At 69.6% G+C, this 13,228-nt stretch carries 14 protein-coding genes and 1 pseudogene; 3 read left to right on the top strand and 12 right to left on the bottom strand.

Features of this window, described 5'->3' with window-relative positions:
- Positions 1–280: pseudogene (locus SGA01_RS14930) on the top strand (transposase); the annotation flags it as partial.
- A 2-nt stretch (positions 281–282) separates the two neighbouring features.
- Here the strand turns inward: SGA01_RS14930 and SGA01_RS14925 are convergent.
- The 3 genes from SGA01_RS14925 to SGA01_RS14915 form a co-directional block, all read right to left on the bottom strand.
- Positions 283–900: a hypothetical protein gene (locus tag SGA01_RS14925; protein ID WP_141296983.1), complete on the bottom strand. Its 618-nt coding sequence runs from the start codon at positions 898–900 to the stop codon at positions 283–285.
- Between the two features lie 72 nt (positions 901–972).
- A complete protein-coding gene (locus tag SGA01_RS14920; RefSeq protein WP_141296982.1) occupies positions 973–1,464 on the bottom strand; it encodes a hypothetical protein in 492 nt (163 codons plus the stop codon).
- Between the two features lie 180 nt (positions 1,465–1,644).
- Entirely contained in the window at positions 1,645–1,947 is a 303-nt protein-coding gene (locus SGA01_RS14915) for a hypothetical protein (RefSeq protein WP_141296981.1), read from the bottom strand.
- A gap of 204 nt (positions 1,948–2,151) precedes the next feature.
- Here SGA01_RS14915 and SGA01_RS14910 point away from each other — a divergent pair, with 204 nt between their 5' ends.
- On the top strand, positions 2,152–3,852 hold the full coding sequence (locus tag SGA01_RS14910; protein ID WP_167534106.1) for an RICIN domain-containing protein: 1,701 nt from the start codon (positions 2,152–2,154) through the stop codon (positions 3,850–3,852).
- A gap of 830 nt (positions 3,853–4,682) precedes the next feature.
- On the opposite strand, the gene SGA01_RS14905 is transcribed toward SGA01_RS14910, so the two are convergent.
- Both SGA01_RS14905 and SGA01_RS14900 read right to left on the bottom strand, forming a co-directional pair.
- Complete coding sequence (locus SGA01_RS14905) at positions 4,683–5,360, bottom strand: class I SAM-dependent methyltransferase (protein WP_141296979.1); 678 nt, start codon at positions 5,358–5,360, stop codon at positions 4,683–4,685.
- A gap of 158 nt (positions 5,361–5,518) precedes the next feature.
- Positions 5,519–5,986 (bottom strand): glycine-rich domain-containing protein, encoded by a 468-nt coding sequence (locus tag SGA01_RS14900; protein ID WP_141296978.1) that lies wholly within the window; start codon positions 5,984–5,986, stop codon positions 5,519–5,521.
- A gap of 220 nt (positions 5,987–6,206) precedes the next feature.
- On the opposite strand from SGA01_RS14900, the gene SGA01_RS14895 reads away from it, so the two are divergent.
- On the top strand, positions 6,207–7,457 hold the full coding sequence (locus SGA01_RS14895) for an NsdA family TPR-like regulatory protein (protein ID WP_229918348.1): 1,251 nt from the start codon (positions 6,207–6,209) through the stop codon (positions 7,455–7,457).
- Positions 7,458–7,552: 95 nt separating this feature from the next.
- Here the strand turns inward: SGA01_RS14895 and SGA01_RS14890 are convergent, their stop codons facing one another.
- From SGA01_RS14890 to SGA01_RS14860, 7 genes are all read right to left on the bottom strand, one after another.
- Positions 7,553–8,329, bottom strand: coding sequence for a hypothetical protein (locus SGA01_RS14890; RefSeq protein WP_141296977.1), 777 nt, complete (start codon positions 8,327–8,329; stop codon positions 7,553–7,555).
- A gap of 131 nt (positions 8,330–8,460) precedes the next feature.
- Positions 8,461–9,570, bottom strand: coding sequence for a phosphoenolpyruvate carboxykinase (ATP) (locus SGA01_RS14885; protein ID WP_141296976.1), 1,110 nt, complete (start codon positions 9,568–9,570; stop codon positions 8,461–8,463).
- 3 nt (positions 9,571–9,573) lie between these two features.
- Positions 9,574–10,458: a lactate/malate family dehydrogenase gene (locus tag SGA01_RS14880; protein ID WP_141296975.1), complete on the bottom strand. Its 885-nt coding sequence runs from the start codon at positions 10,456–10,458 to the stop codon at positions 9,574–9,576.
- Positions 10,455–11,600: a phosphotransferase family protein gene (locus SGA01_RS14875; RefSeq protein WP_141296974.1), complete on the bottom strand. Its 1,146-nt coding sequence runs from the start codon at positions 11,598–11,600 to the stop codon at positions 10,455–10,457. Before SGA01_RS14875 ends, SGA01_RS14880 begins: the two co-directional genes overlap by 4 nt.
- A gap of 103 nt (positions 11,601–11,703) precedes the next feature.
- Complete coding sequence (locus tag SGA01_RS14870; protein ID WP_141296973.1) at positions 11,704–12,087, bottom strand: hypothetical protein; 384 nt, start codon at positions 12,085–12,087, stop codon at positions 11,704–11,706.
- Positions 12,084–12,509 (bottom strand): hypothetical protein, encoded by a 426-nt coding sequence (locus SGA01_RS14865; protein WP_141296972.1) that lies wholly within the window; start codon positions 12,507–12,509, stop codon positions 12,084–12,086. Before SGA01_RS14865 ends, SGA01_RS14870 begins: the two co-directional genes overlap by 4 nt.
- The gene (locus SGA01_RS14860) at positions 12,506–13,156 is read right to left on the bottom strand and encodes a hypothetical protein (RefSeq protein WP_141296971.1); all 651 of its coding nucleotides are present in this window, start codon (positions 13,154–13,156) and stop codon (positions 12,506–12,508) included. The genes SGA01_RS14865 and SGA01_RS14860 overlap by 4 nt, the downstream gene beginning before the upstream one ends.
- Between the last annotated feature and the right edge of the window lie 72 nt (positions 13,157–13,228).

Below are 13,228 nucleotides of genomic sequence, written 5' to 3'. Positions count from 1 at the left end.
GTACTCGTCTCGCGCAATTCGTGGTTACCTGGGACGACGTGGCATCAGAGCGGTGATTCCTCAGCCTGCGGACCAGGTCGCGAATCGCATACGCCGCGGCAAGACTGGAGGTCGGCCTCCCGCGTTTGATCGCGACGCCTACAAGCAGCGCAACACCGTGGAGCGGTGCATAAATCGCCTCAAGTAGTGGCGCGGGCTCGCCACCCGATACGACAAGACCGCCACGATCTATCTCGCCGCGCTCCACATCGCCGGGATCTTCATCTGGGCCGCGAGGTGACGTCAGTCGTCGAACCAGACGACCAGCCTGACGTCGTCGTCGCCGTGCAGTTCGGCGAGGGTGCGCATGACGGTCCAGACAGGGCCCCATTCATGGTCCGGCACTGCGTCGCGGCGCCTGAGGCGCTCGACACGGAACATCTGGTCTCCATGGATCCACTGGGAGCCCTCCGGGAAGTGCTCGCTGGGTCGGACCGCGATGTGAGCCGGCCGTCCGCAGAGGTCGATGAATTGCTGAGGAGCGGAGTAGTGCCGCTGGAGGAACTGCCAGTCGCCTTGCTGATCACGGTAGTACTCGCGGATGTAGGCATCCGGCTCGGCGGACTCCTCATCCCAGTCGACCCGCTCGATCTCTGTCCAGCTGACCCAGCTCGCGCTTCGCCCGGCCGTCGTCTCATGGCCGTCGCGGACACGGTTCGATACGTCGGCCGGCAGTCCACGGACAGGAGCCACCGGCACGAACTGTTCGTTGTCGCAGACGCCGAACAGAGAGCCAAAGGCGTCGTAATTTCTCGGCACCTTTAGGTGGTCCAGGTCGATGGTGGCGTGCCAGAACGAGTCTGCCTCATGGTCTCGATAGTCACCGTGGCACTCGATGAAGCCCCAGATGTCCTTACCCATGCCGCGATGATGCCGGGCTAGCCTCCGCCAGACCAGGCATTACTCTCCCCGGACTTGATCCAGAAGACACCCCTACGGCCGGGACACTGCCGTTCGCGTCCGCGCGAGGTGGGTGAGGAGCCTGTCGGGGCCCCAGACCGCGATCCCCCGGGCCGCGACCGAAATCGCGTACGCGGTCGCACGGTCCTCCGCCGACATCCTCAGCCACGGGCCCGCTCCGCCGTCCCCGGCGAGCCCCCAGACGAGGGCCGCGACGTCCTCGGACATCGGCGTGGCGGGCCACGCGACACCCGCTGGCGGCATCACCGCACGGCGGCGCATGTCGAAATCCGGGTCCGCGAGGACGGCGTCACTGAGCATCCCGTTGAGCATCTGCCACATGTGGGCGCGGGCGAGCTCGTCGCCCTGGAGCCCGCACGCCGCAATCTGCTCGACGTCGCCGCGCACGTACGCGGCCACAAGGTCGACCGCCCGCGTCTCGCCCTCGATCTGCCCCGGCTCCACCACGACCGCCGGGACCTTCACCCCCGCAGGCTTGCGGCACTTCCTCGTCCTCTTCTTCATGCCGTGCTCAACGAGCGCCGGGCTCTTCCCTCACTGTCGACGACCGGCACGGCGTGGGAGGGCCCGGACCTGAGTCTCAGGTCCAGGGCCCTCCGCCTTGAGCACTCCAGGGCGTCCTAGACGCCGCCGAGCAATGTGGAGCGGCGGCCCTGGCCGGGGCCGCCGCGCGTCCGGGGGCGCTCAGTCCTTCTGATGCTTGTCAACGTCGATCTCATGCCGGAGCTGCTTGACGAGCGCCTGCTCCGTCTCATCCTGGGCGGCTTTGCACTTGAGGAACTCGGGGTCCGTGATGCCGGAGGGAATGGCGCCGTCCCGCGTGTAGAACCCGCCCTCAGCGCAGGTGTAATGCAGATCGCCGATGGCTTCGGTGGCGGCCTCCCAGAGTTGCCGCACCTTCGGGGAACCGAAGAGGCTAACCCTGGCCGCAAGGTCCCGGCGGAGCTGGTGCTGCTCGGGGGTCTGCGGTCCGTAGTAGCCAGGCACGTCCGGGTCGGTTGCGCGGATCGTGCCACAGCAGCTGGCCGGTACGCCTCAGGAACAGCCGATCGCCGTCATCGTGTCGGGGCCAGACAGGGGCGGGCCAAAAGCACTTGGAGCACCCGCCCAAGCTGCAGGGTTGTCGCGTCATTAGTGTGACGCCTTATGAAATCAGTCAGATTCTCAAGCTTCGGTCGTGTGGGCTGGGTCGTGCTGTTCACCCTGTCGATCGTCGCGGCTTCGCTCATTGGCGGTCGCCCAGCAGTCGCTGATCGGTGGGTGGCTGGCCCGCTCATGCTTGATCCCATAGCCAACGGCACCCTGACCCGCGACCAGGATGCGTTCGACTCCTATGGGGCCGCAGTCCAGGGCATCGAGAGCTCGGGGGCCGTGACGAAAGCTACGCCTCTAGATGTGGCGCAGGGCGGGGACGAGAACGGACCCGGAAGGGAGCTGTGCCACCCGACTGACGTCAACGAGACGTACCTCCCCACCGGCTTCTGCTGGAACGCGTTCGACGATGCCACCAGCGCGGTTTCGAACGTTAAGCCTGGTGGGTGGCACCCCCAGGGGCTGACTGCCTCACACGATGCCGGCCTGGAGACGGGAGGGACCTACCAGGGACACAACCTCGTTATGTCTTCCTGGTACTACGGAGTCGGCTGGAGCAGCGACCCGAAGACAAACCTCCTCCTGAAAGACCGGTTCAGCCGGATCTCGATCGTGGACGCCACGGGCACACCCCGGAATTACGGCCATGTCATGCTGGTGAAGCCGACCGGAAACGGTGCGACTGCTAACTACGTGCCAGTCGAAAAGATCCACGCGGATGGATTGGCCTGGTACCAGAACTACCTTTACGTGGCCAATGGCGGGGAACTCCAGGTGTACGACATCAGGCACTTGTGGAAAATGAAGGCCATCGCAGACCGGACCAATATCGAGAACAACATATCATCGGCCTGGAACCATGCCTGGGCCCTCCCCATGGTCGGCCGTTACTACACTGCGAAGCAGCTCGACTCCCGATCGTGTCCCGGCGAACAGGTATGCCTCAGCTCCCTGAGCGTCGACCGCAACGATAACTCCCACAACCTCGTAACGGGCGAATACCTCGAGCCTAATTCCGGCCGTACTGGCCACATCGCCCGTTGGCCGCTCGATGAGACCACCGGCCTACTCGCTGCCGATAGCAACAACCTCGTCAACATGACGGATTCACACACCACGCCACTGGTAGGGATCCAAGGGGTCACAAAGGGGGATCGCTGGTACTACATTTCCGCCCACTGCCCGGCCGGATATATGGGAACCGACTTGGAAACTATCTACACATGCATCTACCGCGCCGCATCCAACGGGGTGGTGCTGCCACTCACGCGCACGCCACAGATGACGCAGAACCTATCCTACTCAACCCACTCCAAGCGCCTGTGGGGCCTCAACGAGAAGGACACGATCCGGACCGTATTCTCGCTCGTTCCTACAGCAGCCGATTCTAGTATCTATCTGGAGAATGACCACATTAAGCTCTGCGCCAGCGCCGAAAGCAGTCTTGAAAATGGGAACCGCATCATAGGGCAGGATTGCATCGAAGCTCAGGATGAACGCTGGGTATTCGAGCCTACAACCGATGCGCTCGGCAACACCGCCTACTTCCTCCGAAACGAGTACTCCGGGAAGTGCATGGGTACCGGGTCCAAGATCGACAACGGTTCCGGAATGATCCAGTGGAACTGTAACGGTGCGATCGACGAGAAATGGTGGTACAACGAAACGACCCGAGAGCTGAAGAATGCATACTCGGGCAAATGCCTCGGCATCGGCTCCACGGCTGCTCCGGGAACACAACTGATCCAGTGGACCTGCAACGGCGCCGCAGACGAGAAGTGGAACAGGAATCCTCGCTAACCTCGATCATTCATGAGTCCCCGTCAGCTTGCTGGCGGGGACTTTATGGCTGCGCGGTGGGACTTTTCGGGGCTGCAGACGGCTGCGACGGGGTCCGTGCGGTGAATCCGTCGACCTTCGACTTGCCGATCGCGCGTTCAGCATCTCCAGGGTGAACCAGAACACCGCAAGAGCAGCGGGGACGCCGAAGCCCGGGGTTTCGAAGAAGACGAAGAAGAAGCCTGAGGGAGCGTCACTTCCGGCTGTCAGACACCAAGGCGTACGCCGTCTCGCGCGAGTCAGTCCCTCGTAATCGAACATAGAGGTAACGCTCCGCAGCGGTTCCCCAAGATCTGTGCCAGAACCTCAAACTCATGAACAAAGCCAGCTGTCGCTCGATCCCGTGAGGGAGGCACGCCTGCGTAAATCGAGCCTGTCCTGGACCGGCTCAACTCCCGGTGGGGGCACACCGTCGTCCGTCCCGCCGGCGCGTACCGGCGGGCGTCCTGACGAAGAACCGCGGCTATCGCTTCACTGTTTCTGCTGGTCAGAGGTAGCGTCGCCGGTACGGGTCCGGACCACGGGCCTGTACACAGGGGAGGGGTGACGTATGCGTCTCGATATCGGATGGGGCCTGTTCGACACGACGTGGGCGGTGGCCGACCCGAACTGGGACTTCCGCGGCGGCGACCCCGGGTGGGGTCTGGTGGCCGATCCCGAGTGGGGCTGACCCGCTTTATGGCGGTGCCCTCCGTCCGGCCGTGCCGTTGGTGACGGGGGCCCGTAAAACGAGTGAAGCCCCGGCGCTTGGCGCCGGGGCTTCACTGTTGTCTTGTGGCGGGCCGGTGGGTTCAGGGCGCCGTCGTGGCGGTGATCAGGAGCGTGCCGAGGGCGGCCGGGTCCGGGTTGGTCAGGACCTGGGTGTGGACGGCGGTGAAGCCGTGTCGCTTGAGGATGTCCGCCCACTGCTCGGGCCCGTACTGCCAGCGCCACACGGTGAGCTCGGTCTCACGGCCCTCCAGCCACTTCCCGCCCATCTCCTGTGCTCCGTACTGGCCGACGACCGGTTCGCGGTGGGAGAAGGCGAACACGCCGCCCGGCGCGAGGCGGGCGGCGACACGGGGGAACAGGTCCTCGGGGTCGGTGAACCAGACAGCTCCCCACGTCGAGTAGATCGCGTCGAACCGGTCCGTGCCCTGGTCGAGGTAGGCGCACGCCTCGGCGTGCACGAACGTCAGCCGCGGCTCGCCCTCCCAGAAGCGGCGGGCCCGCTCGACCTGGACGGCGGAGAAGTCGACGGCGGTCACTTCGACTCCGGCGCGGGCGAGGACGGCGGCGTTCTCGCCCTCTGCCGGCCCGAGGTCCAGAGCGGTGGCCGGGGAGCGCAGGAGTTCGGCGCCGGGTCCGCCGTCGGCGAGTCCGGTCCAGTCGAAGGCCCTGGCGGGGGGCCGGGGCTGGTCTCCCTGGCCCCGGTGGGGCTTGTACTTGTCCCAGTACTCGGCCGGGGTGGTCGGGGCGGCGCTGGTCACGAACGGTCCTCCGGGTGCCGACGGTCTGGGGCCGCCAAGCTACCGGCGTTGGCCCGCGGGTGCGGGTGGAATCCGGGCGCCGTCGCCCGAAGGTGGGCAACGAGGAACCCGGGGCGCAGGGGCGCCCCGGGCATGGTGCCGGTCCTACGGCGTGTGGCTCAGTGGCAGCTGGAGCCCGGGGAGCACGGGCCGCACTTGCCGTAGTCGGCCTCCCAGAGCTTCCAGTCCACCTCGAAGCCGTTGTCGGCGATGATCTGGGCCGTGCGCTCGACAGAGCCGTCGTACTTGAACGCGATCTCGGGGATGTGCTCCAGGAACTTCCCGTCGAAGTGCTCGGCGCAGAACTCGCGGTAGTTGCGGGTGTCGAGGATGAAGACGTGTACGGCGATGTCGACGGTCCGGCCGCAGCACATCTCCAGGCCCTGGCCCCACTTCTCCATGGCGGTGATCAGGTAGGAGACGGCGGCGTGGAACAGCCGCTCGGCGTACACCTCGTCGAAGGGGTAGTCGCGCATCAGCAGGGCGATCTCGCGGTCCCAGACCTCGGGCTTCACGTACGCGCGGGGGTCGCGGTACTCGGTGCCGGGCGCCGTCTGCACGGTGGGCTCGGGGGCCGTCAGGGTCATGGTGGTGCTCCTCTCGATCGTGTTTCGAGTGGCACCCCGGGGCGGCTTCTCCTGCGGCAGGGGCCGTTCGGAGAGGACGGATGCCCCGGTGGCGTTCGCCCATTGAACGGGGCGGGCACACCACAGCAGAGGGGCCACGTGGGGGTGCGTTTTCCCCTGCGGGGGGCCAGAGCGGGGGGCCAAGGATGCGGTTACACCGACGCACGGCAGGGGGCGGCTCATGATGTGCCCGGACGGGATCGGCGCGTTACTCCGCAGCGTCCGCGAGGACGCGGGGCGGACGCGTGAGCAACAGGCCCGGCTGATGGAGGAGGCGCAGGGCGGCAGGTGGTTCGACCCGGAGAACCTCAAACGGTGGGAGACGGAGAAGCGGTTACCGGTGGCCGTCTGGCACGAGCCGATCGCCACCGCGTACGGGCTCACGGTCACGGACGTGCGGCAGGCCGTGGCCGTGTCCCGGCAGTACCGGCGCGATCAAGGTGGAGAGAGGGCGGACGTGGACAGGCGGCGATTCATCGGAGCGGCGGCAGTGGCGGCGGGGGTCGTCGCGCTGCCGGGCATCGCTCAGGCCAGGGAGGGCATCGACGGGGGCCTCAGGGGCGACGATGCCGGTGATCTGGCGTATCTGGCGGCGGCGTTCGAGCGGCACCGGGGCGGCTACCGGGGCCGTTCCCCCAATGCGGTGCTCGCCGAGATGCGCGGCGACCTCGACCTACTCGGCCAGGTCCTCAACTGGGCCCATCCCGCGCGGGACCGGGCCGACCTCGCCCGTACCGCCGCCGGGATCGCCGGGCTGGTCGCGATCGTCCAGCACGACCGCGGGGACCAGCGCGACGCGTTCCGGTGGTTCGCCACCGCCGAACGGGCCGCCCGCGAGTCGGGGGACCGCCGGATGACCGCCTGGGTCCTCGCCCGGCACGCCATGGTGCCACTCAACTACGGCGCCCCGCAGGAAGCGGCACGCCTGGCCGCGCTCGCCCGCCGCGAAGCCGGCGCCGCACCGACAGCATCGGCGGCGCTGTCCGCGGCGGTCACGGCCCGCGCGCTCGCCGCCCTCGGCGACACTGACGGCGCCCGGCTCGCCGTACGCGAGGTCCGGGACCTCGCCGACCGACTCGACGGCCAGGAGGCCGCCGACACCTGGTTCGGCTACCCCGGCCAGAAGCACCACGTGCACCTATCCCAGGCGCACACGCTCCTCGGGGACACGTCGGCCGCATACGCCGCGCAGGAGGACGCGCTGGAACTCACCACCTCCCCGTCGGTGATGACCCGGGCGCTCGTCGCCATGGACACCGCCGCCTGTCTGCGTACAGACGGCGATCCCACGGCGGCAGCCGAGATGGCCGCCGGCGTACTGGACCGGCTGCCCGTCGCCTTCCGCGAGGGGTTGGTGAGGTCCCGGGCCGAGGCCCTGCACCGGCAGCTCAGCGGACGCCCCCGCGATCACCTCGGACAGGCCCTCGCGTAGCGGCGGCCGCGGGGCGCGGGTCGGCGCGCGACCCGGCCGGACCACATGGTCCGGCCGGGCGCGGGCTGGGCCGACGGTGCCACGCTGCCGTTCGGCTACGCGTTGTCCGAGGCGCCGGCGGGGGCGGGGAGCTGGATGCCACGGACCCGCGAAACCCAGTGGATGCGCTGACGCGGCGGCAGCAGGCTGTAATCCAGGGTCCGCAGGCCGAAATCCTCGGTGGGGTGCCAGGGCGCGAGCTGCCACAGGCCGTCGCGGTCGGGGACCGGGTGCACGGGGGAACCGGTCAGTACCAGGTCCCACCGGTCGGTGCTTCCGTTGTCGCGGTCGTCCTCCACCGTGACGCTGCCTCGTACCTGGTGCGGAAGTTCCTGGTCAGCCTGCTTCGCAGCGTAGTTCTCCGACAGCTGCTTGATGGTGAAGTCGCGCTGGAGGTAGACATCCGGGGTCCTCTCCCCCGGCTCCAGAAGAAGGACGCCGGCGGCCGTGGGCCTGTTGCCATCGACCACGACGAGGTCGCCGTCGAATCGGGCCTGAACGCGCCGGTCGCTGCGGTTCTCCAGCACGAGGACCTGTTGGAGCACGAGACGGTTGGCCCCGTCCTGGTCCGCGGGGAAGTGCCACGTGTGCCCGGCCGGCCACCTGCCACAGGGCATGCCCGAGGTGTTCCACGCCAGTGGCTCCCAGGGCGGGTGTTCCAGATTCAGGGTGATGTCCGGGGCCTGGGAGTCGAGCCGGCTGCGGATGGCGTCAGCGGCCATCAGCTGGCTGACCTTGACAGTCTGGCGTGTGAGGTTCGCCTGCCATATGACGCCGCCGAAGGCCAGCGTGCCGCCGATCGCACCGACGGCGGTCCAGAAGGTTTCTGACATGGCGGAGATTCTGGCACCACCGCCCCGGGCTTCCCCGGGCGGCCGAGTGCCCCTCCTCGCGCGGCTGGGGCGAGGAGGGGCACCGGGTGGCCGGTCCGCGATGGGGGAGCCACGGACCGACCGGTGTTGGGTCAGGCGGTGAGGCGGCCGACGGCCTCCTTGAGGACGGTGGCGTTCGCGGCGGTGTCGTGGTTCATCACGAGCCCTTGGTGGGAGAGGTCGGCCAGGTGCTCACGCAGGGTGGTGTGGGCGCGGGGCTCCGGCTGGAGGCCGAAGATGTCCGGGTAGCGGTCCTCCGTCGCGGCGTTGAAGAAGTCGTCGTCCTGGACGCCGCGCGCGCTCTCGATGAGCCGCGGGGCGGCGCCGGGGGTGATCTGGGGGAAGAGGATCCCGGCGACGTGGCCCTGGGTGGCGAGGGGGATGCCGAGCCATGAGGTGAGCTGGTCGGGGAAGAACTGCGGCTTGAGCTCTCCCTTCCCGTTCGCCTTCCACAGCGGCGTGCGGCGGCCGGCGAGGAGGGCGTCGGTGACGGTCTGGTGCTGGGTGGGGTGCATCTGCTCGCCGGAGGCGAGGCGCACGCGGACGGTCTCGTAGAGGTCGAGCGCGTCGAGGAGGCCGAAACCGATCGCGGCGGCGGACGGCCAGGGCAGCACCCGCACCGTGCCGGTGTCGTCGACGCGGGCGAACACGCGGTCGTTGGCGAGCATCGCCAGGCCGGTCCGGGCGAGCGCGAACGCGGTGGTGGTCTTGCCCGCGCCCTTGCCGCCGAGCGTGAGGTACGTCGCCCCGTCCTCGTCGGTGACGGCGGAGGCGTGCAGGATCGCCCAGTCCTCGGCGAGGAGCTTGGCGCGGAAGACCTCGCGGGTCAGGCGGGCGACGGCGGCGGCCACCTGGGTCTCGTCGGTGCCGACGATCCGCAGGAGCTGCCAGTTCGCGTCCCACCGGTAGGCGAGGCCTTCGGCGGGCTGGGCGGCGGTCACCATCGTGTCGTCGCGGGTGTGGAGCATCTCGGCGCCCGCGTACTCGGTCGAGGCGGGTGAGGAGGCGGTGACCACGGCGGTCAGCTCGCGCAGCTCGTCGGCGTCGACGTCGCCGGAGACCACTGTCCCGGCGATGTCTGTGACCGGCTCGGCGGTCCACCAGGCGCCGAGGTAGCGGGTGGCCCACGCCGGGATGGCCTCACCGGTGCTGGTGACGGTGACGGCCTGGCCGTCGGCGGTGCTGATTCGTACGGCACTCATCGGTCAGATCTCCTCATTGAGCTGGGCGTATACGTGGTGGAGCTTCTCCGTGGCCGCGTTGAGCTGGGCGGTCTCGGAGGGGTCGAGCGGCGGCGGGCACAGGGACGGGGTGCCGGCGGTGTACTGCACGGGCACCCCGAGATACACGCCCTCCTCCTGGCGTACGGAGAGCTCGGTGACGCCGTCGACGAGGCCGAGGGCGTGGACCAGGGCCGCGAGGACGGCGCCGGCGGGGCCGGAGCGGGTGCGGCCGATGCCGTCGCTGATCCGGCGGGGCCGGGCGGCGAGTTCGTCGCGTACACGCTGCACCGGAACGGCGGCCGGGTCGCCGTGGACGGTGGTGGTGGAGGCGCAGATCACCGCGGCGTCGCCGTGCTCGCCGATCACGTGCCCGCGTACCGCGCCGACAGGCACGCGCAGGAGGCGGGCGAGAGTGAGGCGGTAGCGGGCGGTGTCGGTGGCGGAGCCGATGCCGAGGACGCGGGTGCAGCCGGAGCGCTCGGCGAAGAGCCTCGCGCAGATGTCGACCGGGTTGGTCACCATGACCGCCACTCCGGTGTACCCGGTGAACTCGCGGGCGAGGGCGGCGATGACGGGCGCGTTCGCCGCGAGCCCGGCCATCCGCACGTCCGCGCGAGCCGTGTTGGCGAAGCGGGCCCGGGGAGAGAGGACGAGGGCATCACATGCGCCCATGGCCTGCGGGGCGGCAACGGTCACCCGGACTGGGGAGCCGGTGATCTGGGTCAGGTCCTCCAGGTCGGTGACGAGCCCGCACGCGCTGACCTCGGAGCCGGAAGCGACTAGGAGTTCGCGGCACCATCCCGATTCGACGAGGAGGGCACCGACGCTCTGCCCAACCGCCCCGGCCCCGACCAGTCCGATCCTCATCCGGCTACCGCCCTTCGTACGCAGGTCAGATACAGGCGCCACAGGCTCGCCCCGTCCTGCGTGGACAGGAGCGGCGCCGTGGCACGGTCGAGGAGTTCCACCACGACGCGGGCGCGGGCACGGACACCGGCCGCGTGCGCGGACAACGGCAGACCCACAGGTGCGGTGAGGTAGGTGGAGAGGATGTTCAGGGTGTCCATGAGGACCAGGGGCACCAGCTCGCGCAGCCACGTCGACCGCTCCTCGGCGGGCAGGTTCCGGGCCGTCGCCCTGACGAAGGAGTCGAGCCCGGCCAGCACCACGGCGGCCGCGGCCGGACGGCGGGCGATCAGCCCGAGGGCCATGCGGGACGTGAGCTTGGCGGTGTCCGCGACCTCGTGACCGCGCATCAGGCCCGGGTCGAGGTACACCGGCCGCCCCATCGCCGCGTTGGGGAAAGCGGCGTGCTCGGGCTTGAGATCACCGAAGATCACCGCCCGGGGCGCGGCCGGCGGGACACGGCGGGCCCGACGAAGCCGGGTCACCACCGCGTCGAGCGCCTCACCGTGGCCGGTCGCACGCAGGTAGACCGACCCCGACGGACCGTTGAACTTCCTGGCGAAGGTTCCGGCGATGCCGCGTTCGCGGATCGATGCGCGCTCGACAGCCTCGGCGACGCCCTCGCGGGCGAGGCCTTCGCCGACGTCGCGCACGACCAGGCCGAGGAGCTCGCGGGTGCGGCCGGGCTCACGCTCGATCAGATCCGCGAGCGTCGGCCCGGCCACAGGCTCGGTGAACAGGACTCCGCGGGCATAGGCCGCGGTGGTCACGACGCCGAGCCCGGCGGGCCCGGCCAGGGCCCGCAGCTGCGCGGCCTCGCGCTCCATGAGCGAGCCAGGCGAGACCAGATAGGCCGCCTGACGGGCCCGGACGGTGTCGAGATCGCCGCACGCCCCGCGCAGCACCGATACCAGCGACACCCCGCACACGGACGCTTTCGCGTAGAGGGGGCGGCCGTCGACGTCGAGGTGCTGCACGTAGCTGGTGACCGACGGGGTCACCGGGCCCGGCACCACCTCGGCGCCCGGCCACGTGGCCCGCGCCGCCCCGATCACCTGCTCGCCGGCCATTGCGAGCACGTCCTTGGCCACCGGGGGCATCACGCCGACCACCCGCCCCACCACGTGTCCGGGGCGGCAGACGCGGACGGCGCCGACGGGGCGGCGAGGGCCGTGACACCGCGCCCCTCGCGGCTCCTGATGAGGATCATGCGCGCACTCCTTCGGATCGCGCCGCCACGGCGGCGGTGAGGGGACGGGGCGGACAGACACACCCGACGGCCGGCATCGCGGCCAGCGTGTAGAGGACGGAGTTGGGGCCGATGACGCTGACGGCCTCCGCGACGAACTTCCCGGCGCCGAGCTGGTCGGCGACGTCCTCGTGCCCAAGGCCATCGCGGAACCAGACCCTCAGGGGCGTCGAGGGGAACGGCCTGTGGTCGTCCGAGTCGTCATCGAGTCGGTCGGTCAGCCGTGCGGCCGCCGCCCTCAGCCGCCGCACGGCGAGGCGCGGTGTCGGGGCGTCATCGCGAGACAGGAGCCAGATGTACGGGTTGGCCGGGGTCCCGGCCCACGTCTCGCAGTGGATCACGACCGTCCCACCTGCACCTGTACGTAGGCGCTCGGGCCTATGTCGTGGGCGATGACGCCGGTCCGGTCCGTCGGCTCGATGTAGTCGAGTGACCCCGGGTCCAGCGGCTTCCAGGTCTGTCCGGCGGGCGCGATCACGCTGACCGTGGCGAGTCCGGGGTCGTAGTCCGTGACGAGTAGGAGGGTGTTGCTCAGGACGCGTTCGGCCACGTGCGCGGCGAGTTCGCCGGCCAGGCGCGACAGCCGCGCGATGTCCGCTGCGGGCAGGCGCAGGAGGCTGTACATCATCCCGGCCCTGAATTCAGCGAGTGCCGGGGTGTCTTCCGCTTCCGCGGGTACGGTGCGGATCTCGCGGTACTCGGGGCCGTCCTCAGGGGCCGGAACGCGTACCCGAAACAGGGCGGGAACGATCGACGAGCTCACGTCCCCTCCCGTCCGGTGCCCGACAGGTCTCCGGAGCGCTTGGCCAGGGCGACGACGCGCTCAAGGTGCGATCGGATGGTCAGGGCGTGCGGGGGCGGGTTGTGTGGGGCAGGCGGGGTGTCCCAGCGGGTGCCGTGGCTCGGGGGGAGGGCGATCCAGGCATCGGGACCGGTGTGGACTAAGGCCGCGGTGATGCCTACGAGTGCGCGGCCGGTGCCGGGGGCGACGAGGACGGTGGCCTGTCCGTGGTCGGCGGTCATGCACGGGGCATGGATGTTGAAGCGGTCGAGCATGTGCATCAGCGCGAGACCGAGGTCTCTGGGGACAGTGACGGCGTCGAACTCGGAGCAGGGGACGATGATCCCGGCGCCCGGCGCGCTGTCGAAGGCGGTCGCGATGTCCTGAGCGGCGAGCGGGCTGATCGGGCCCGGGCGGGGGTGGGCCCCCGGGGCGGGGCACGGTCCGGTGGAGTTCGGGTCGCCGTGGCAGGTGCAGCCCGCGTAGCGGCGGTAGCGGTGTCCTTCGACGACGGGCCAGTTGAGCACGGTGGCGTAGGTGAGGGCGCATTCGGTGGTGTTCCGGGTGTGCAGGACACGCACCGCCTCGTTTCCGACGGTGCTGGGGTCGTCGCTATGCGTGAGGTGCATAGGGCGAGGGTCGGGGAGGCGAACGACGGCGGCCCCCAGAATTTCTGGGGGCCGCTGAAGTGGCATATGCGC

This window comes from Streptomyces gardneri (genome assembly GCF_006539185.1).
Taxonomy (GTDB): Bacteria; Actinomycetota; Actinomycetes; order Streptomycetales; family Streptomycetaceae; genus Streptomyces; species Streptomyces gardneri.
The sequence above is the reverse complement of the archived record's forward strand: the minus strand, read 5'-3'. Positions and strand labels throughout refer to the sequence as shown.

Coding starts and splice junctions, on each gene's coding strand:
- SGA01_RS14880 (WP_141296975.1), bottom strand. CDS start 10,458: ATGAGGATCGGACTGGTCGGGGCCGGGGCGGTTGGGCAGAGCGTCGGT.
- SGA01_RS14860 (WP_141296971.1), bottom strand. CDS start 13,156: ATGCACCTCACGCATAGCGACGACCCCAGCACCGTCGGAAACGAGGCG.
- SGA01_RS14885 (WP_141296976.1), bottom strand. CDS start 9,570: ATGAGTGCCGTACGAATCAGCACCGCCGACGGCCAGGCCGTCACCGTC.
- SGA01_RS14890 (WP_141296977.1), bottom strand. CDS start 8,329: ATGTCAGAAACCTTCTGGACCGCCGTCGGTGCGATCGGCGGCACGCTG.
- SGA01_RS14920 (WP_141296982.1), bottom strand. CDS start 1,464: ATGAAGAAGAGGACGAGGAAGTGCCGCAAGCCTGCGGGGGTGAAGGTC.
- SGA01_RS14925 (WP_141296983.1), bottom strand. CDS start 900: ATGGGTAAGGACATCTGGGGCTTCATCGAGTGCCACGGTGACTATCGA.
- SGA01_RS14895 (WP_229918348.1), top strand. CDS start 6,207: ATGATGTGCCCGGACGGGATCGGCGCGTTACTCCGCAGCGTCCGCGAG.
- SGA01_RS14900 (WP_141296978.1), bottom strand. CDS start 5,986: ATGACCCTGACGGCCCCCGAGCCCACCGTGCAGACGGCGCCCGGCACC.